General features: G+C 45.7%; 17 protein-coding genes and 1 riboswitch. Of the genes, 11 read left to right on the top strand and 6 right to left on the bottom strand.

The features are described 5' to 3' along the window. Positions 1-12: 12 nt before the first annotated feature. From AV939_RS00725 to AV939_RS00685, 9 genes are all read left to right on the top strand, one after another. Positions 13-2,328, top strand: coding sequence for a TonB-dependent receptor (locus tag AV939_RS00725; RefSeq protein ID WP_057794834.1), 2,316 nt, complete (start codon positions 13-15; stop codon positions 2,326-2,328). 562 nt (positions 2,329-2,890) lie between these two features. Further along, a riboswitch (TPP riboswitch) is annotated at positions 2,891-3,004 on the top strand. Between the two features lie 157 nt (positions 3,005-3,161). Further along, on the top strand, positions 3,162-5,054 hold the full coding sequence (gene thiC / locus AV939_RS00720; protein ID WP_057794836.1) for a phosphomethylpyrimidine synthase ThiC: 1,893 nt from the start codon (positions 3,162-3,164) through the stop codon (positions 5,052-5,054). After that, the gene (thiE, locus tag AV939_RS00715) at positions 5,051-6,682 is read left to right on the top strand and encodes a thiamine phosphate synthase (protein WP_231751150.1); all 1,632 of its coding nucleotides are present in this window, start codon (positions 5,051-5,053) and stop codon (positions 6,680-6,682) included. Before thiC ends, thiE begins: the two co-directional genes overlap by 4 nt. After that, a complete protein-coding gene (locus AV939_RS00710) occupies positions 6,675-7,439 on the top strand; it encodes a HesA/MoeB/ThiF family protein (RefSeq protein ID WP_061996815.1) in 765 nt (254 codons plus the stop codon). Before thiE ends, AV939_RS00710 begins: the two co-directional genes overlap by 8 nt. Further along, the gene (gene thiS, locus AV939_RS00705) at positions 7,427-7,636 is read left to right on the top strand and encodes a sulfur carrier protein ThiS (RefSeq protein ID WP_061996813.1); all 210 of its coding nucleotides are present in this window, start codon (positions 7,427-7,429) and stop codon (positions 7,634-7,636) included. The genes AV939_RS00710 and thiS overlap by 13 nt, the downstream gene beginning before the upstream one ends. Further along, positions 7,637-8,404, top strand: a complete 768-nt coding sequence (locus tag AV939_RS00700) for a thiazole synthase (RefSeq protein ID WP_061996811.1) — start codon at positions 7,637-7,639, stop codon at positions 8,402-8,404. A gap of 6 nt (positions 8,405-8,410) precedes the next feature. Continuing rightward, on the top strand, positions 8,411-9,535 hold the full coding sequence (thiH, locus tag AV939_RS00695; protein WP_061996809.1) for a 2-iminoacetate synthase ThiH: 1,125 nt from the start codon (positions 8,411-8,413) through the stop codon (positions 9,533-9,535). Positions 9,536-9,728: 193 nt separating this feature from the next. Continuing rightward, positions 9,729-10,829, top strand: coding sequence for a YHYH protein (locus AV939_RS00690; RefSeq protein ID WP_061998141.1), 1,101 nt, complete (start codon positions 9,729-9,731; stop codon positions 10,827-10,829). 199 nt (positions 10,830-11,028) lie between these two features. After that, complete coding sequence (locus AV939_RS00685; protein ID WP_057794847.1) at positions 11,029-12,255, top strand: threonine/serine ThrE exporter family protein; 1,227 nt, start codon at positions 11,029-11,031, stop codon at positions 12,253-12,255. Between the two features lie 106 nt (positions 12,256-12,361). On the opposite strand, the gene AV939_RS00680 is transcribed toward AV939_RS00685, so the two are convergent. Together AV939_RS00680 and AV939_RS00675 are read right to left on the bottom strand one after the other, a co-directional pair. Continuing rightward, positions 12,362-13,336 carry a YcjF family protein gene (locus AV939_RS00680; RefSeq protein WP_057794850.1) on the bottom strand — a complete coding sequence of 325 codons (975 nt, stop codon included), beginning with the start codon at positions 13,334-13,336 and terminating at the stop codon, positions 12,362-12,364. Continuing rightward, the gene (locus AV939_RS00675) at positions 13,329-14,723 is read right to left on the bottom strand and encodes a YcjX family protein (protein ID WP_061996807.1); all 1,395 of its coding nucleotides are present in this window, start codon (positions 14,721-14,723) and stop codon (positions 13,329-13,331) included. The genes AV939_RS00680 and AV939_RS00675 overlap by 8 nt, the downstream gene beginning before the upstream one ends. Positions 14,724-14,949: 226 nt before the next feature. Between AV939_RS00675 and AV939_RS00670 the strand changes: the two genes are divergently transcribed. After that, positions 14,950-15,294, top strand: coding sequence for a carboxymuconolactone decarboxylase family protein (locus tag AV939_RS00670; protein ID WP_057794854.1), 345 nt, complete (start codon positions 14,950-14,952; stop codon positions 15,292-15,294). A gap of 144 nt (positions 15,295-15,438) precedes the next feature. Here AV939_RS00670 and AV939_RS00665 read toward each other — a convergent pair whose 3' ends face one another. Further along, positions 15,439-16,200 (bottom strand): MBL fold metallo-hydrolase, encoded by a 762-nt coding sequence (locus AV939_RS00665; RefSeq protein ID WP_061998140.1) that lies wholly within the window; start codon positions 16,198-16,200, stop codon positions 15,439-15,441. Positions 16,201-16,326: 126 nt separating this feature from the next. Continuing rightward, positions 16,327-17,232, bottom strand: a complete 906-nt coding sequence (locus AV939_RS00660; RefSeq protein ID WP_061996805.1) for a LysR family transcriptional regulator — start codon at positions 17,230-17,232, stop codon at positions 16,327-16,329. Between the two features lie 262 nt (positions 17,233-17,494). Between AV939_RS00660 and AV939_RS00655 the strand changes: the two genes are divergently transcribed. Further along, positions 17,495-18,730 (top strand): acyl-CoA dehydrogenase family protein, encoded by a 1,236-nt coding sequence (locus tag AV939_RS00655; protein ID WP_061996803.1) that lies wholly within the window; start codon positions 17,495-17,497, stop codon positions 18,728-18,730. Positions 18,731-18,823: 93 nt separating this feature from the next. Here AV939_RS00655 and AV939_RS00650 read toward each other — a convergent pair whose 3' ends face one another. Further along, a complete protein-coding gene (locus tag AV939_RS00650) occupies positions 18,824-19,354 on the bottom strand; it encodes a hypothetical protein (RefSeq protein ID WP_231751149.1) in 531 nt (176 codons plus the stop codon). Between the two features lie 121 nt (positions 19,355-19,475). Next, on the bottom strand, positions 19,476-20,597 hold the full coding sequence (locus AV939_RS00645; RefSeq protein WP_061996801.1) for an ABC transporter permease: 1,122 nt from the start codon (positions 20,595-20,597) through the stop codon (positions 19,476-19,478). Between the last annotated feature and the right edge of the window lie 2 nt (positions 20,598-20,599).

Here is a 20,599-nt window from a genome sequence, read left to right as displayed (position 1 = left end):
AGGGAACACATCATGAAATCGAAACAGACGCTATGCGCTTTAGCAATAGGATTGGCGCTTCAATCTTCCTACACTGCAGCAGCAGATTCGGTGGTACTTGAAAAAATTACGGTTACTTCGCAAAAGCGTGAGCAATACATAAACGACGTAAGTATTGCGGTAACGGCATTCAGTGGCGAGCAAATGGAGTCATTGGGTTTTGAAAGCAGCACCGACCTAATTGCATTTACGCCAGGTGTTTCCCTAGCTGGTGATATTGGTGGTCAACGCGCCATCTTTAATATTCGTGGTGTGGTACAAAACGATTACGCAGACATTGCTGAAGCTCCGGTGGCGGTATACGTAGATGGCGGGTACTTAGCCAGTACACAAGCGCAAACATTTGGTTTATTCGATATCGCCCGTGTTGAGATTTTGAAAGGCCCACAGGGCACCCTTTTTGGCCGGAACGCCACTGGCGGTATGGTAAATACCATTACAGCGAAGCCTACCGAAGAAGTGGAAGGTTACGCTGAACTCACCTTTGCTAGCTTCGAACAAAAACGGTTTGAAGGTGCGGTATCGGGCGCACTAAGCGACAAAGTATCTGGCCGTATCTCGGTGATGGCAAACAAGATGGGCAACATCCTTGAGAACGTGTATGAAGATGAAGCCGCGCCAGATACTCGTGCGGGCAGCATTGGCGGCGGTGAAGACGGTTACAACGACGATACCAAGGCATTCCGTGCTCAGTTAAACTTTGATTTAAGCGCTAATTCAAACCTATTAGTTAGTGCAAACTGGGCAGATACGACCAAAAGTGAAGGCCCTTATCAAGTGGTTAATACCACAGAAGTAAAAGACGCTGCTGGCAATGTTATTGATGTTATTTATGCCGCTGACGATCCACTAGGTTGTGACACTATTCAAGCTGGCGCTTGTGTAGATGGTAACTTTAACGGCGACCCACTGCGCCCAGTTCAAGGCGGTGACTTTAACGGTAATATCGACCCTGATGGAAGCGGCGAAAAAGTAAATAAAGACTTCGCCTTTGAAGATCAAAACAAAATTAAGTCTCGCGGCCTAGCAGCAACTTACGAATATGATTTTGACGACTTCACTTTTACCTCGGTGACCGACTGGAAGAACTTTACTCGCGTTATCGGCCTAGATTCAGATCAAACCGCCTCACCAGAATTAATTTTCCAGTCAGATGGCGACATTACCCAGTTCAGTGAAGAGTTGCGAGTAAGCGGCAACACCATGAACAGTAAATGGGTAGCAGGTTTCTATTACTTAAGCATTGAAACCGACTACTTACAAGGTCTAGCCGCAAGCCCAACAGGCGGCTATTTGGCCGGTGAAGAACAAAACACATTAGCCACTATCGATACCGATTCATACTCAGTATTTGGGCAAATCGACTACGATTTAACCGACGAACTAGTACTGGTATCGGGCTTACGATTAGTACGTGAAAATAAGTCGATGGACGGCCAGCTACGCCAAAATGCCAACTTGGTAGACCGTGATATTGAAGTAGATTACAGCCTTGATCCATTAGTAGATGTAGCCATGGATAACGATGAAACCATGTGGTCTGCAAAGCTACAGTTAGACTATAAACCAAACTCAGACACCCTGTTATATGCCGGTATTAACCGAGGCGTAAAAGCCGGTAACTTCAACGCGCCTTTAGGCGGCAGTTTTAGCACCTACGACGCTGAAGTACTTCTTGCCTATGAAGCGGGCGCGAAGCTAACCCTAATGGACGGCAAAGCACAGTTAAACAGTAGTATTTTCTACTATGATTATACTGACTATCAGTCGTTTTCATGGGTAAACAATGCCGGTGTGGTTTTCAACGAAGACGCGCAATTTACCGGTGCTGAAGTTGAACTACTATTAAACCCTATTGATGCGTTAGACATCATGTTCGGCGTGTCTTACACCGATGCCGTTGTTGAAGACTTAGAGGTGGCTTCAGGCGTATTTGTAGACACTACCCCGCCGTATACACCTGAATGGCAATCATCTGGTTTAGTGCGCTACACATGGGATATAGACAGCGGCAGTATTGCAGCGCTAATCAGTGGTTCATACCAGTCTGAATCTTTCCACAACGCGAGAAACTTTACGGCGCATACCATTGAAAGCCATTTCAAAGCTGATGCACGCATTACCTGGACTGACAAAGAAGATTTATGGAGCGTAGCCGCTTACGTAGATAACCTTACCGATTCAGATCACGAATTAATTGGTTTTGACGTATCAGGTTTCTACGGTACATCACAAATCTCTTATGCGAAACCACGCACTTACGGCGTAACCGTAAGACGTAATTTCTAATCTATGAAAGGTTAGCTGCGGATACAGATATAAAACCGCTCAACGAACATCCTGTAAGCAAAGGCCCCTTTTGGGGTCTTTTTATCTTTTATTTACGTGAATTTAGTTTAATCAAACTTACCCCATTCTACCTTCTCGTTGCCCGTGTAAAGCTTTAACGAGAGCAAGCCAACCCCCACCAAATACATATCATTCGCGCTAAAGTATTAGTGCGTTCACTTTATAAATCTTCTGCAGCAGAATGCTGCCAGCAGAGGCCCCCTCACCTCTCAACCCTCTTTAAAATTTCAAGTTTTGTTATAAGGGGGGATGGTGTGTTCCTCAGAAACCTTCTACAGCATGGAAGCTGTAGACAGGCCCTCTCACCGCCAAATTCCACCTTGAACAAGAGTGTTAGTGCGTTCACCTTAGAAATCTTCTGCAGCATGGATGCTGCCAGTAGAGGCCCCACACCTCTCAACCCTCTCTAAAATTTCAAGTTTTGTTATAAGGAACACACCATCCCCCTACCACGCCAAATCAAGGCTTGATATTTAAATTTCTTTCGCTTTATACTGAATATAGTTACTTGTCGGAGTGCTCAACTGAATTAATCCAGTGAGCTGAGACCGCGAAAGCGGGATCCGTTGAACCTGATCAGGCTAATACCTGCGAAGGGAACAAGAAAGTACAAAGTGGTAAGTCGTAAATTGTAAAAGTGAAACCATGTAGTATGGCAAGAATTTATCCTGCGGGATTTTGCCTGTAGTACCGGTCATGCTTTTGCGCCCTTTGTATTCTCTCCTCCACTCCTGACAAGCATTTTATAACCTAAACTAACAGGCGAAAATGCTATGTCGACTCGACGCGAACAGCGCCAACAGGCGCAAAACTTTATTAATCAATTGGCTGGTGAAGCCTACCCTAATTCTACTCGTCATTACGAGACAGGCAGCCGCGACGATATTAACGTTGCCATGCGACTGATTCATCAGCACGACAGCTTAATAGGCGGCACCGAAGAAAACCCCATATTTGAAAGTAACCCACCCATTGGGGTTTACGATACGTCCGGCCCTTACGGCGATCCAGACGTGACCATTGACGTGCAAAAAGGGTTAGCGCCGCTACGAGGCAACTGGATTAAAGCACGTGAAAATACATACGAACTTGAAGGCGTATCGTCACGCTTTGCGAAACAGCGTGAGCAAGATATTGTCACCGAAGATTTTCGCTTCACCCGAACGCTAAAACCACGTAAAGCCCTAGAAGGTAAAAACGTGACACAGCTGCATTACGCTCGCCAAGGCATTATCACGCCCGAGATGGAATACATTGCTATTCGGGAAAACATGGGGCGTGATGCATTAAAAGACAGCCCGCTAAGTCAGCAACACAAAGGCGAACACTTCGGGGCCAACCTGCCTTCGAACATTACCCCTGAGTTTGTTCGCCAAGAAGTGGCAGCAGGTCGCGCGATTATTCCTGCGAATATAAACCACCCTGAACTAGAACCCATGATTATTGGCCGCAACTTTTTAGTAAAGATTAACGCCAACATTGGGAATTCAGCGGTAACCTCGTCTATTGAAGAGGAAGTGGAAAAGCTGGTGTGGTCTACACGCTGGGGCGCCGATACCATTATGGATTTATCCACCGGCCGTAACATTCACGAAACCCGTGAATGGCTGCTTCGAAACAGCCCAATCCCTTTAGGTACTGTGCCCATCTACCAAGCCCTCGAGAAAGTAAATGGCGTGGCTGAAGATCTTACCTGGGAGTTGTTTAAAGACACCCTTATCGAGCAAGCCGAACAAGGGGTAGATTACTTCACCATTCACGCAGGCGTATTGCTTGAATACGTGCCACTTACCGCAAATCGAGTAACGGGCATTGTGTCGCGCGGCGGCTCTATTATGGCCAAGTGGTGTTTAAGTCATCACAAACAGAGCTTTTTGTACGAACGATTCCGCGATATTTGTGAAATTTGTGCCGCTTATGATGTATCGCTTTCTTTAGGTGACGGATTACGCCCAGGCAGCGTAGCCGATGCAAACGATGAGGCACAATTTTCTGAACTTCGCACCTTGGGTGAGCTCACTAAAATAGCCTGGGAATACGATGTTCAGGTTATGATTGAAGGCCCAGGACATGTGCCAATGCATATGATTAAAGCCAACATGGAAGAGCAACTAACCCATTGTCATGAAGCGCCTTTTTACACGTTAGGCCCGTTAACTACCGATATTGCGCCAGGTTACGACCACTTTACCTCAGGCATTGGTGCCGCCATGATTGGGTGGTATGGCTGCGCCATGCTTTGTTACGTTACCCCTAAAGAACATTTGGGCTTACCAAACAAAGAAGACGTTAAGCAAGGGCTAATTACCTACAAAATTGCGGCACACGCGGCCGACTTAGCCAAAGGTCACCCTGGTGCACAAATTCGCGATAATGCCATGTCGAAAGCTCGCTTTGAGTTTCGTTGGGAAGACCAGTTTAACCTAGCATTGGACCCTCATACCGCCCGAGCCTATCACGATGAAACCCTACCCAAGGCCTCAGGTAAAGTGGCACATTTTTGTTCTATGTGTGGCCCCAAATTTTGCTCTATGAAAATTTCTCAAGAAGTGCGAGATGTAGCCAAAGCTAATCAGGAAAAAGGCATGCAAGACATGGCTACCGCCTTTAACGAATCTGGCGCCGCGCTATATCACGGTGCCGATACCAAGGTACAGCTACCGTGAGCGAAGCTTCAACACAAGACACACTTAAAGCTGCGACACAAGCCATGAGCGAAGAGCCTGTTGCGTGGGTTATTGGTGGCATAGATACAAGTGGAGGCGCGGGTATTACCCGCGACGCCATCACACTTGCTGATATAAGTGTGCATGCATGCGTATTAACCACACAAGTCGCTAACCAGTCTCATTCAACAATGCGAAGTGCATCGGCATTGAGTATCGAAACGCTCAATGCACAATGGCAAGCGCTAGAAATCGAACTTCCCCCTAAGGCAATAAAAATTGGCGCAATTGCAAACACACCACAAGCCCTGTTCTTGTGTGAGCATGTGACAAAAATAAAACAATATAAAAGCACAAGTTGTTTTGTTGTTTGGGATCCGGTGTTGGTGAGTTCTTCAGGAGGTGTATTAAGTGAACTTAGCCAACAAAGTGTTGATGCGCTTATTGCGGCTGTGGATATTGTAACCCCTAACGTGAAAGAGCTATCCCAGTTATCAGGCTGGCCTGTGCACTGTGAAAAATCACTGTTAGCAGCGGCAAAGGTGCTTATCGCCCGTGGCGCTAAGGCGGTATACGTGAAAGGCGGCCACGCGCATTGGCAAAGTACAGCCATTGATACTTTTGTGTCTACGCATGCGGTTCGAATTTTTCAGCAACCCCGAGACAACATGGGGAACCTTAGAGGTACAGGCTGCATGTTTGCCAGTGCATTAGCTGGTTTTGTGGCAAGCGACTATGATATTCAAGATGCGCTAACGCTCGCTAATGCTTACCTGCATAAAGTGCGCAACGCATCCTTGCTTTCTACCAATTCCGTCTGTTCTGCCGATCATATACATTGCGCAGGATTGGTTGGTTTTCCATTAACACCGGTACACTACCCTTCCGTTCGCTTTGGTGAAAGCGACCCAATCCGGCGTCAAACCCCAATGCATTTCCCTAGATTAACCGACACTTCGTTAGGGGTTTACCCAGTACTGAACGATATATCGCAATTGGAAGCGCTAGTAGAGGCAGGCGCCGTGATTATTCAATTACGAATAAAGTTTGGCACTCAAGATGATAAGTCTTTACAAATTGCTAAGGCTGTTGAGATGGTAAAAAACACGCCCTGTCAGTTATTTATTAATGATGACTGGGAGCTAGCCATCAAGCATGGTGCTTACGGCGTGCACTTAGGCCAAGAAGATCTCGAAACAGCCAACTTACACGCCATCTCGCGTGCAGGACTTAGATTGGGCATTTCAACCCACGGTTACTGTGAACTTCAACGTATAAAATGGCTAAACCCCTCATACATTGCACTTGGCCATATATTTCCCACCACCACCAAAGATATGCCATCGAAACCTCAAGGACTCGATCGCCTTTCACGTTACGTTCGTCTTTGTGGAGATACGCCAACAGTGGCCATTGGCGGTATTAACTTGGCGCGAATTAATCCGGTAGCCAGTACTGGTGTATCGGGTATTGCAGTAGTACGTGCTATTACGCAAGCAAAGGATCCCGCGGCGGCATATCACAACCTGCGACAACAGATGAGTGGTGGCGAGGTAATTAGCGATATCATTGATGATGACACCGACAAAGTTAGCACTTCGGTTCAACACGGACTTAACCATGAATAGTGTGCACTTATCTAGCGACGACATCAGCCGCTATAGTCGCCAGTTGATGCTAGATGACATTGACGAAAAAGGGCAAGCGCGCCTTAAACAAGCTTACGCGGTTATCATCGGGCTAGGTGGGCTGGGCTCCTTGGTTGCACGTTATTTGGTAGGTGCAGGTATTGGCAAAGTATTGCTGGTAGATAACGACACTGTGGATAAAAGTAACATTCATCGGCAAGTGCTGTTCAACCAAGAACATATCGGCCAGCACAAAACCCAAGCTAGCTATGCCCAATTGCGCCTTGTAAACCCAAACACCCAAATTGAACTGGCCGAGGTTCAAGCAAATAGCAGTAACTTAGTCTCATTGATATCCGGTGCCCATTGCGTGCTTGATTGCAGCGACAACATCACTACCCGAAAAGCCATTAATGCTGCTTGCGTTAACCAGCGCACAGCACTTTTTATTGCCGCCGCCAGCCAGTACAGCTGGCAAGCGTTAAACCTGCAGTTGAATGAAAACAACCATGGTTGCTATGCATGCTTGCTTGCCCAAACCAAAGTACAAGAAGACTGTATCAGCCAAGGGATTTTAGGCCCGGTGGTAGGTATGGCCGCGTGCTATCAAGCTACCCAAGCCCTGCTGTATATGGCCAACCCCAAGGTAAACATTGCGTGGGGGCAATACACCATCATGAATGTGGCCTCCGCACAGTTTCAATCTTTCTCACTTCCGCCTTATAAACACTGCGAGGTATGCCAATGTCACACATAAATATTTCATTAAATGGTGAGCAGGCTAACTGTGCACCAAATACGTCGGTGTTAGCATTTCTAACAGCCCAAGGCGTAAGCCAAGACGGCACTGCTGTGGCTAAAAACGGCAGTATTTTAGCCAAGCCTCTTTGGGGTGACAGCCACTTACAACATAACGACAAGCTTGACGTTTTCACGCTTGTAGCAGGAGGGTAAATGCTTACCTTAGCTAACCAGACATTTTCATCACGCCTATTAATGGGCACAGGTAAATTTAGCTCGCCTAGCATAATGAAACGCAGTGTGAAAAGTGCCAAAAGCACCATGGTGACGCTAGCCATGAAACGGCTTTCAGCGCACATTGAACACGATAATTCCTTAGCACTGTTGAAAGAATTAGACGTTACGCTATTGCCAAATACTTCCGGAGCAAAAAATGCACAAGAAGCCATTTTTGCCGCTGAGTTAGCCTACGAAGTACTAGGTTCCCCATGGATAAAGTTAGAGATTCACCCTGACCAGCAGCACCTTTTACCTGACCCTATCGAAACCTTACAGGCTGCCGAAGCATTGGTGAAAAAGGGGTTCAATGTACTACCGTATTGCCATGCTGACCCTGTGCTTTGTCGGCGATTAGAAGAAGTGGGCTGCGCTGCAGTTATGCCATTAGGCGCGCCTATTGGCACCAACCAAGGGTTACAAACGGCGCCTTTTTTGCGCATTATTATTGAGCAAGCGAATGTGCCCGTTATTGTTGATGCGGGTATTGGCAAACCTAGCGAAGCCATGGCGGCAATGGAGATGGGCGCTGATGCCGTATTAGTCAATACAGCCATTGCTACCGCAGGCAACCCCGTTGCCATGGCCAGTGCTTTTTCTAAGGCCGTTGAAATAGGCCGCAAAGCCTACGAAGCGGGCATGCCCAACACACAGCAAAATGCCAAGCCTTCTAGCCCCTTAACACAGTTTTTGGTGCAGGAGTAGTTAGTCATGCGTATAGCAAGCACACTCATGTCGCAAGACTTATCGAATATAACCCTTTCTATCCAAAGCAAAACCAGCAAGCACGTAGAACAAGCGTTGGTTAAAACAAGTCGAAATTTAGATGATTTCATGGCGTTGATATCACCTGCCGCCACACCTTATGTAGAAGAGATGGCTACGCAATCTAAAATGCTAACCCGCGCACGATTTGGCAATACCATGGGGTTATTTGTGCCGCTATACCTTGCCAACTTGTGTGCGAACGAATGTACCTACTGCGGCTTCACCATGAGTAACAAAATAAAACGCACGGTGCTAAACCTGAGCCAAATAGAAAGAGAAATAGCCGCCATTACCGATATGGGGTTTTCACAAGTATTGCTGGTAACAGGGGAGCACGAACAAAAGGTAGGCATGCCTTATTTTAGTGAAGTGTTACCTACAATCAAGGCTAAAGTGAGCAATGTAATGATGGAAGTACAGCCGTTGCCACAAAAAGACTACGAAACCTTAAAGTCGTTAGGGGTGGATGCGGTACTGGTTTACCAAGAGACCTATAACCCTCAAGCTTACGCCCGATACCATACAAGAGGTAAAAAGCAGGATTTCTTATGGCGTTTGCAGGCTAGCGATCGTATTGGCGCGGCAGGTATCGATAAAATAGGCATAGGTGCCTTATTAGGGCTAGGTGATTGGCGCACCGATAGTGTGATGACAGCCCTTCACGGCCAACTAATTCAGCAACATTACTGGCGAAGTCGAGTGGCGATTTCTTTCCCCAGGTTACGACAATGTGAAGGCAACACTAACGATTCAGCTAATTTATTAACCCAGCAGTTTCCTAACGAAACACAACTATTGCAATTGATATGCGCTCACCGTTTGTTTAACCCACAAGCCGAATTGTCCCTATCTACCCGTGAATCGGCGCGATTTCGCGATGGTGTGTTGCCATTAGGTATTACCTCGATGTCAGCAGGGTCACAAACTCAACCAGGCGGTTACAGTGCGCCGTCAGAAGCGCTTAACCAGTTTGATATAGATGATACTCGCCCCGTAAATTTGGTAGCCGCGGCTATTGAAGCGAAAGGATTGGAGCCCGTATGGAAAGACTGGATGGCTTTTAGCTAGCCATTTTGTATATCTCTTTTTCTAACCACTGGCGTTCGCCTATTTCTAGTCGCTGGATATAGCTATAACACTTTCCCATCATGCTAGTTAAGCGATGAGTAAACGTTTATTGTTTCTGAGTGTTAATCCAAAAAGCCCTTTGTAAGCTACTATTACTAAGCAGCTTTGTTTTAACAGTGGAAAAAGGATGGCAATGAAGAATATCAATGTAAGAAGATTAGCGTTGATCGCAGGGGTATTAACCCTTGGTACACTCACCGCCTGCGGCGATCATTCCAATTCAGAAGCCCATGTCCACGCCCAAAATGAAGCAAGAAAACAAAGTACAACCGCTTCACTCCCAACCATTACCAACTACTTTACTGATGACGTTATAGTTAGTGACAGTCTTGTAGAATGTACATTAAGCGATGGAACCGAAACTAGCTGTTACATCGTTACTATGCCCATAAATAGTGAAATTGATGTTGGCCACGACAAAGGCCCTTGGTGCCCACGTAATATTAGCGATACCGCTGAAGACGCGGGTATTTGGTTAAATGATAACGAAGTATACGATGCAGATGGCAATTTTATCGAAAACCTAGCCACCTTCTATAGTGACGACAATTGGCAGCTATTTAACCCTGAAACTGGCGAAATTAAAGTCACTGACAGCAAAGATGCTTGCCTTGCAGCTGCGCGACCCGATGTCGACCCCAAATATCAGAACTACTGCGTTGAATGCCAAGCTGAATACGCAGAAGATGTTGAACCACAAAAGTACCTCATTCCCGCCTACCCTGAAAAAGCCTCACGTATTACCCAATTCGACCCTCATGGTGGTGTCGGCCTTGCATTTAACGGTGTAAAGATGGATGCGCCGGCACCGGTTGATGCCATATTAGGCGCCTACACTCTGGCACCTTTTGATGACTGCGGTGGCCATGTTAACCCGCATGTTGGGTACCATTACCATGCAATTACCGAGTGCTCATCTATTGATACTGCGCTTTCTACCCACGGAAAAATGTTAGGTGTGGCACTAGACGGTTTTACTATTTTTGAACGCAAACACCCTGATGGGTTAGTGCCTGATGATCTTGATGACTGTGGTGGGCATGCTATCGATGGAAGTGGTGTTGGTGGACAAGAAGGAATTGGTTACCACTACCATGCGGGAGATGCTGGAAGTAACCAAATTTTAGCCTGCTTCAGTGCACCTTCAGGTTGCGCTATTGAAGGTGACAGTATGCATTGCGATGTGCGACGTGGACCGCCAGGAAATCGTCCACCGCCACCCAAACCATCTTAAGAAGATGGATTAGATTTTCTAACGTGAATAAATAATAAATGTTTTTTGCGTTATATCTATTTTGCCTCTACAATCCGCGCAAATTTTAGCCAAACCTTTTTAAATGTTAAATAACAGGCTTGGCGTTTCGCGCTGCCGTGCTTAGCGGTGAATGCACTCTTAGTTTTTTAGAAATATAGCCCCCAAGTAGGACAAGTCGTTGGACACTGTAGAATTTATTCAAATTCGGAGATTTATTGTAAAGCTTGGCAAAATGCTGCATAAGTACGGTACACCTGCTTTTCGACTAGAAGCTTACTTATTAGAAGTAGCTAGCTACTTGGGCGTGCACGCCTCATTCATTTCTACCCCAACTTCATTAACTTTTGTTATTTGGAGTGACAGGCACGAAGACGAATACAACCATGCATCTCGCCTACTGCCAGGCGACTTAGACATGAATGCGTTATCACTTACCGACGAACTAGCAAGTTCATTACTCAGTGGTGATTTAACGCTTGCCGAGGCTGATAAGCGCTTAGACGAAATAGATGCTATGGGAAGCCCATATGGAAAATGGCTGACTGGTGGCGCTTATGGTATGGCTACCAGTGCCTTTGCCATGCTAATGGGTGCAAGTTGGGCAGAGATTGGTTGGTCAGGGTTGTTAGGCTTACTCGCCTATGTGTGGACACTTTGGTCCCAGCGCTCTAAGCGGGTTAACTTAATGCTTGAACCGGCTACAGCCTTTATTGCCGCCTTATTAACTTGTGCTATTGGTACTTATATCGACCCAGGTATTAATATCCCTCTTATCGTACTTTCCTCGGTAATTGTATTTGTTCCTGGCCTTGCCCTTACCATGGGGCTTGCCGAGCTTTCATCACGCAATATGGTATCGGGCACCGCTCGCACCATGGACGCGGTAATGCAGTTGTTTAAGCTTTACTTCGGTGCTTTTTTAGGCGTATCTGCAGGCTTTAGCTTATTTGGCGAGAATGTGTATCAACCTGCCGAGTCTTTGCCTTATTGGGCAACGTGGTTATCAGTATTTTTGTTATGTTTAGCGCTAGTGGCTATATTTCGCACAAGGGTTAAACATATTCCGTGGGCAATGGCGGCAGCCTTTATTGCATACAGTGCCACGGCGTGGAGCTCTGACTATATGAGCCAAGGTTTAGGGGCTTTCGTGGGAGCCTTCGCGCTAGGTCTCTTTGCCAATGCGTTTACCCGCATTGCAAATCAGCCTGCTACCATTGTGGCTATGCATGGGTTGATTGTATTGGTACCGGGGTCTAAAACCTATATTGGGTTAAACTCGTTTATTTCGGGGCAAGACTTTGTACAAGCTGATCATTTAGGTCAGGAAGTGTTCTTGATTTTTATGTCGCTAGTAGCAGGGCTTATATTTGCTAACGTTGTAATGCCAACTAAAAAAGCCCTGTAGTGCGGGGGTAGCTTAGCAAGATACATCGACTTTTCGTCACGTATTCATGCTTGTAAAAGGTATCACTTGGGAAATAACAGCGTTATGAATAACGCTGTTATTCGCCCTATTTTAATAGCTTCATTAATGCCTTTCCTAAACGCACGTTAAGCGCCCCTGCGGCGACGGCTTCAGCGGAATTCTCCATAAATTTTGCACTTAACGAACCGCCAATTTGATTGGCTACTTCATCGGTAGCCAAGTCGAATACCCCCTGTGCGGCAATATTTTGGGCAAGTACGCCGAGTAGTTTCCAATTGCCTATGGTGCCGGGTCGAAGGCCATAAATTTTGGCCATACGCCTAATGGTACGAAAGCTTATCCACATGACTGCAAAGGTTTGAATTAAATTATTAGGGCTAATAAATGCCAAGCTTCCTGCGGTTATCGACTCTTTGTTTAGCACTTTCTGCGCTTTTTGCTGCACCGCGTTTAATACCGTATCGTGATACAGCCCCAGCCGCTCTTTGGCAGACATATCATTGTGCAGCTGCTTTTGGTAAATAGCGAAACAGTGCGCAGCATAAGACGATGATGTAAAACGGCTACCATGGCGTTTGAGTACTTTGTCGACGGTCTCAATGCTATCTTCACCGGTTAACGAAGCGATAGTTTGCCCATCATCAATGGCCTTATTGATTTGCTTATAACCTCGCCATTCTCGAAAGCTCAAATAACTGAAACAGGCCACAAAACCACTAAGTAGTACGGCCAAAGCAGTGCTAGCAATGGGATGCTCAGCTACGCTTGCCGTAAGCGTGGTGTAGGCATCGAAAACAAAGAAGCCAATAATGGAAAGTACACCTAGCCCCAAGGTTAATCCGCCAGTAGAAATACGCGCTTTTGCGCTGTCCATTTGCCATTCGTTGGTTTCAGTTTTTGCGGGCATCGCCGTATCCGGGGGCGTAACATCAATACGCTGCTTTACTACTTTGGGGCGATAGGCTGGCGGAGTTGCACTTGCTAGTTTCTCGGTATCTTTATACATCGAGCTTTGTTCATCCATCGAGCTTTGTTCGCTCATCGAGTCTTGTTTATTCATTGGAAACTCCTTCGGCCAATAAGAATTGCAGTAGTCTGTCCAACCCTCTGCCGGATAGTATTCGCGCCATATAGTCTTGCGGCACTTGGGTGTTCAATACTGGAAAATGTGCATCTGCTTCCATGGCTTTAAGTGAAGCCGGTATCGGTTCAAATGCCGCTTCTACATAACCATTCTCGGCATCTTGATAACGCAATGCATTTGGCGAGCTGCCTTCATCCGTGACTTGTATTGCCGATACTAAAAAATGCTCAAACTTAATAGGCTTATCAACAAACCGAGCTCTTGCACCTTCGGTGACCTGCTTGAGTAACGATAACAAGTTTTCGCGCTCAGACACCGGGATTAAATCCGCTTTTGTGGCTACAAAAGCCACTCGGCCAATGGCTTCTTTGCGCATAACATTACGGGCAAACCACCCTGTTTGGCCATACACAAAGGTGTCGGCCAAATGACTAAGCGTTTCTTTTAATTGATACAAATGCTGGCGGCTGTGATTTAACCCCTCGAATAAATCGACCAAAATAATTTGTTTGTCGGTTTCCCGAAATACAGACTGTTTTAACGGCGTTAACCAGTCTTTTTGAAACCTCGTAAAATGCGCATCAAATACCTTATACCAAGGATGAGATACATCGCTGGTAATACTTGATGGTAACGGCGCAAAGCCTAACTGCTGCCAGTCAAAATCACTCGAATCTAATAAGAAGCTGCCGGGTTGTAGCAAGGATATTCCATTTTTTTTCGCCACCACTAAATAATGTCGATAGGCACTCACGAGCGCGTTAATGTTCTCTTGTGTGGGCAGTTGTTCGAAGTCAAAGGCGTTAACCACCGTTTTCCACTCATTAGCAAAATGCTGCTGAGGCCCGCTACTTAATTGCGCCCATGCAGAATCAGACCACTGAGCGTAGGTTTTACCTAGCATAGGAATATCGGTTATCCACTCCCCTGGATAGTCGATAAATTCAAAAACAATATCGGTGTGGGGCAAAAGGTGGCGCTTAATACTCATGGTTTGTGTTAACCGCACAACAAGCTTAAACCCATAAGCTTCTTCGGTAGCCTCAGGCCACCGACCTGATGCCAGCGCATCCATGTTCTCTTTGAGAGGGAAAGGCTTGTACCCGTCTATGGGTTCAATCCGCATGAATTCTACCTGTGAAGGCGGAAGATATCGCAACAAAGGCATACAAGCATAACCTTCTTCGCTGCGACTTTTCAGCATGGTCATTAAGCTGGTGAACAACATAGATTTTCCGCTTCGGCTTAAGCCGGTAATGGTAAATCTATGGGTTTCTTTACTGAAAATATCAGACAGGGTTTCCCCTGATGCTGACGCGGCTAAGCGCATCTTATCAAGTAAAGAAGACAAACTGTTTTGCATGAGCCACCCGTTTCCTTTTAGTTGCACTTAACCATACGTGCCTTTACATAATGTGGTCATTAATTGATGTAAGACAAGCATATTGCACGTTTTGTTACAACTTCCGAAATTTACCTTAATCTAAGTTGACGACTATATGACGCACTGATACATAAGATAATATGCATATAATAATTTGTTTACTTTGTGCTTAGTCTTTAACGTTAATAGTAAAAAGGATCATCAAATGAGCAAGTCGTACCCTGATATAACTAAACGCATTTCAGATAACATGAAGTCTCTTCGAGCTGGCATACCCGACACCATGCAAGGTTTTTCAGCTATGGCGAAAGCAGCAACTCAAGACGGCGCCCTAGATAAAAAAACCAAAGAGCTAATTGCATTAGCCATTGGTATTTCAACGCGGTGTGACGGCTGCATTGGCTTTCACGTAAAAGCACTGGTCGATTTAAACGTAACCAAAGAAGAGTTAGAAGAAACCCTAGGCATGGCCATTTATATGGGTGGCGGCCCATCATTAATGTATGCCGCTGATGCCATGTTAGCCTACGAGCAATTTACCCAAGGGTAATACACGTTAACTGAAGAGAGCGTGCTGGCTTTGTCATTAGGAGGCTTTGTCTTTAAAAGGCTTTGTATTAAAGCGGCTACCGCTATAGCGCTCTTACATACAGCCGCTTTCGCACTTTTGCAATATGCACTTTTACTGAACCCACTAGTGCTGAGCGGTTTTGCCGAACAGCTTTCTGTTAATGCGATTTTTGGCTGAATGCCAGTGATTTTTTGGCAGGGTTGGCGCATTCTCGATAACGTGGTCAAAGGGAATATCAACCAACTGCACCGGTGCCACATGGGCACAGAAAATCGTTTCTATAGACGACTGTGCGATGCGTTGTAACGACTTACGGTACTGATTCGGATGACACAAGGGGTAAGGTGGTACTAACTCACCTTTTACCTTCACCAATAAATCGGCAACGTAAGCTTGTCGGGTGGGTTCGTGCATAATGCTTATATCGTGATCAGTGTGACCAGGTGAGTAAAGCACTTTCCACTCGTTAAATAAGGGCAGATTTTGATTATCTTCCAACAGAATATCAGCACACAATACAGGGTTATACCAAATAGACTCTCGCTGCTTGCCTATACGGTTTGCCACCCACCATGTCAGGCCCAAATCAATGGCGTGAGCTGCTCTGCCCATTAAACCTGCATACCAACTTTTTGCTTTTGGGTGCGCTGCAATAGGCGCCTCGGTTAACGCTTTTAGTCGAACCGCCCCACCAGCATGATCGGGGTGCATATGTGTGACCACAATTAATTTTAAGTCGCTTAACGGCCGATGCAAGGTATCAGTGATAAACCGGCTCACCGTTTCAACATCTGCGCGGCTACAGCCATCTAATAGCAGTAAGCCATGGTCGTGCTCTGCTAGGTAGATGTGTTGAATGTAGCCAGAAATGGTGTGGATCTTCATATAGATTCTCAAGGCGTTAAACGCTGTCATCATTGATACGTGCGCTTCAAATGTGGCATGTTTTATAGCGCAGCAAGCCAATAATTTATACTGAAATACTAGCAAACATTACACGCAACAACCAGTTCATGCAAATAACTGTAATACTAGCGCCTTTAGCCACATTAATCCTGGCTCGCCCTCTTGATGCTGATGCCAGTACAGATGTGTTTCTAATGCAGGTAGGTCGAATGGCAGTGCCGCGATACTTAAGCTTTCGTCAGCAAGGGCGCTGGCAATGGAGCCTGGTAAGGTTAACAGTGCGTTGGTGTTCGCGGTAACCTCTGCCGCTGCTCTATAATTTTGACAACGCCATAGTGAAGGGCGACTTACGCCAAGTTGCTGCAGGGCAATCTCTTCTACCGATGCCCCTTTAATTCTATTCGACACTGTAATATGACGGGCATTAAGGTAAGCCTCTGCACATAGGCTGTTACGTAAATCATGCTGTGTATTCATTAGTACAGCGTAGTTGTCACGGGTTAGCAAACAATGTTCAACCGGCGGCGAAATTGGCCGCCCTATGTCTACCACTAGATGTAAATTGCGATTGCTTAAGTCGGCCACCATAGTGTCACGATTTAATCGCGCACTCACAATTTCAACATTAGGTGCATGCACTTCAAGTTTTGCCAATAGTGCAGGGAGAACACTGAGTTCTAGCGATTCCTGCATAGCAATAACAAAGCGCTGATGGCTGTGAGCTGGATTAAAGGCCGTAAATTCACTTAATGCACGGCGAATATTGGCTAGCGCTTCTAGAATTTGAGGTGCTAAACGTTCGCAGGCGGCAGTAGGCAGCATGTGATTTTTTTCACGAACAAATAGTGGGTCGCCAAGAATTTCGCGAAACCTTCGCATTGCATGGCTAACCGCTGATGGGGTGATATGTAGCGATTCAGCTGCATGGGTCATGTTACGCTGCTGCCACAAGGCCTCAAACACTTTCAGTAAATTTAAGTCGAGCTTTTCGAATTGTCGATTATCTTGCATAAAGACTTATTCCTATGGTGCCTGAAACGCTCGGTTCACACGCTACTTAGCAAACCAACTCTTAAAACCAGCTTCAATACCGGCATTGGCACTGGTTTTGAGACTGGTTTGTAAGAGCAATGCTTCATGAATGCAATTCACAACACTGTCGGACTACATTTCATTTCATTCATTCTAGTAACTAAACTACTCTATAGCTATCAAATTTATTGCCCACTGCTTTTTAACCTAATCGCCATTTGTTAAGCACCCGAGGATAGTCATGGATTTTTCGCATAACGATAAAACAAACGCCCTACTCGAAAAACTTGATGCATTTATTGCTGAACATATCGAGCCCATTGAAAATGAAGTTTATGATTTTCATCATAAAGAGAATCACCACAGTGATTGGAAGAAATGGAAGCTACACCCTGGCACCGAGGCACTAAAACGAAAAGCGCGCGAGGCAGGGTTAGCCAATTTGTTTTTACCCGATGCTGAGCTTGGCAAAGGGTTAACTACCCTTGAATATGCGCCCATGGCTGAGCGTATGGGCAGATTTCTTTTCGCCCCTGAGATATTCAACTGTAACGCGCCAGATACAGGCAACATGGAAGTGCTTTATCACTTTGGTAACGAAGCCCAAAAAGCCAAGTGGCTTACGCCGTTACTAGCAGGCGAAATACGTTCCGTGTTTGGTATGACAGAGCCTGACGTAGCATCGTCTGACGCCACCAATATGGCAGCAACCATTATTGAAGATGGCGATGATGTAGTGATCAACGGTAAAAAATGGTGGTCTACTGGTTTAGGCCATCCTAATGCAGCGTTTACCATATTCATGGGCTTATCTAACCCAGAAAATGACAAACACAGCCGCCATAGCATGGTGATTGTGCCACTAGATACACCAGGAATTACCATAACCCGTATGCTAGATGCGTATGGCGATTACGATGCCCCTTATGGTCATGGTGAAATGCATTTTGATAATGTACGGGTAAGTAAAGAAAACCTAGTGATGGGTTTAGGTAAAGGCTTTGCAATTGCTCAAGGCCGTTTAGGCCCTGGCCGAATTCACCACTGTATGCGCGCCATCGGCATGGCTGAAAAATCACTAGAGCTTGCCCTTAAACGTGGCCACGAACGGGTCGCGTTTGGTAAGCCCATTATTCGCTTAGGCGGTAATTTAGAGCGTGTTGCTGAAGCACGTATGGCCATAGAGCAAGCCAGACTATTAACCCTTCATGCCGCATGGAAGATAGACAACCTTGGCGTGAAGCACGCCATGACAGAAATATCTGCCATTAAAGTGGTGGTGCCTAACATGCTGCAATCGGTAGTAGACATGGCACTACAAATTCACGGCGGTGCAGGCATGTGTAGCGACTTCCCATTAGCAAGATTTGCCGCAGGCGCTCGCGCACTTCGATTAGCCGATGGCCCTGATGAAGTACATAAAGGCATGGTGTCGCGTATAGAGCTTAGAAAGTATCAGCAGGTAGAACAGCCTTGAGCGGGTAAACAAAAAAAAGGCCTACTTTTCTAAGTAGGCCTTTTTTTCTAATTCACTCTTCAGTATTAGGTGTTCAAACGAATAGTGTGTACGCTACTCTCTGTCTTCATTTAAACGGCTATGAAGAAACTCAAGTTTGGCAAAACTTTTGTTCAACTCAGGGTTTGTCATAACTAACGCCGCTACATGTTCATAGCTTTCTTCGCGGGTTTGCTTAGTTAAAAAGCGAATCATATCGTCGCTAGGCAATCGACTCAATTCAATTTCTGTGCCCATAGACGCTTGTATATACATTGCTCGCGCAGTTCTAACATACCGAGGCTCACAGGTTTTTTTGGCAATTTTACTGCCTAGAGGGCGATGGTAAGAACATAGCACGTCAAACTTCGCTACTTCATTTATTTCATGATACATATCCAAGAAATCAAATTTAGCTTTATCAAATTCACGCTGTAATTGGGGCTTTGTTTTTTGGCCAAGTATTTCAAACTGCTCATACTTTCGAGTTTTATCGTGCTGCGCAAATACTGCACTACTAAACAGTAAGGTAACGACTGTGAATAAACCTGTTAGGTACTTAACGGGGGTGCTAGATATAGCGAAAGTGGTGTATGACTTCATCATGTATTCCTTTATTGATGTGGTAAACTTAACCTAGCACATGAACAATATTTAGGCAAAAAAATGGCATCCTACATACTTACTGCAGCCTGTGCTCCACGCTTTCTTAGCTACACCTTCTTTTTTACGCCATGCTACCCACGGTGCTTTTGAAGCGGCGCAGAGCAATATAATAAAATACCCCCCCAATGACAGTTAGCGCAATAAGTTGGGGGTACACCACACTTAGCCCTGCCCCTCTGTACAGCACACCTTGTGATGCCATAACAAAGTGAGTATTAGGGGCAATAAGCATAATGTTTTGAATTAGTTCAGGCATACTTTCTCTTGCTGTTACTCCGCCAGATAATAACTGAAGCGGCAATAATACAAGAATGAGTAAAAGCCCAAACTGCGGCATAGAGCGTGCAATAGTAGCCATGAATATACCTAAACTGCTCACCGCAAATAGGTGAATAGCCACCGCCAGCATAAATAACCACACATCGCCATTAATAGGAACGCCCAGTACGTATTGAATGACCAAATACACCGACATGAGTGTAGCAAGCCACACCATCAACAATGTTGCGGCAATTTTCGATAACATTATTTCACTGCTTGATACTGGCATTGCCAATAAATGCTCTATTGTACCCCGCTCTTTTTCTCGAATAAGCGCCGCGCCCGATAAAATAATCGCAATCATTGTCACCGCATTAATGAGCTCCATCACTGAACCAAACCAGAAACTTTCTAAGGCAGGGTTAAACCGCGCGCGCATGATTAAATCTACGGTATAACTGGTTTCTGACTTATACCCCGCCACATAAGCGGCCACCTCTTCGCCGATAATTTCAGTAATATAGCCGTTACCGGTAAACGCCTGGCTAATGCGGGTAGCATCTACGTTAACTTGCACATCAGGCACTGAACCCTTCATTACGTCTTTTTCAAATTCAGGAGGTATCGTCACGACAAAGGTGTACTTACCCGTATCTAAGCTGGGGGTAACGTCTTGTTCAGAAATAATGACGGGGGTTAAAAAATAGGGAGGCACAAAGCCGTCTATCACCCGATGAGAAAGCTGCGAACGGTCATGATCCACAAACGCAATCGGCGCGTTATGCAAAGACTCAGGTACTGCTGTGGCCGCCGTGTAAATGTTTAAGGTGAACACATAGAAAATGAGCACCAACATCACAGGGTCGCGCCATAAGCTCCACAATTCTTTTACACTAAGATGCAATACATTGTTAAGTTTCATGA

Origin of the sequence: Alteromonas sp. Mac1 (assembly GCF_001562125.1) — a bacterium.
Classification (GTDB): Bacteria; Pseudomonadota; Gammaproteobacteria; order Enterobacterales; family Alteromonadaceae; genus Alteromonas; species Alteromonas stellipolaris.
This window is presented reverse-complemented; position numbering and strand designations above follow the sequence as displayed.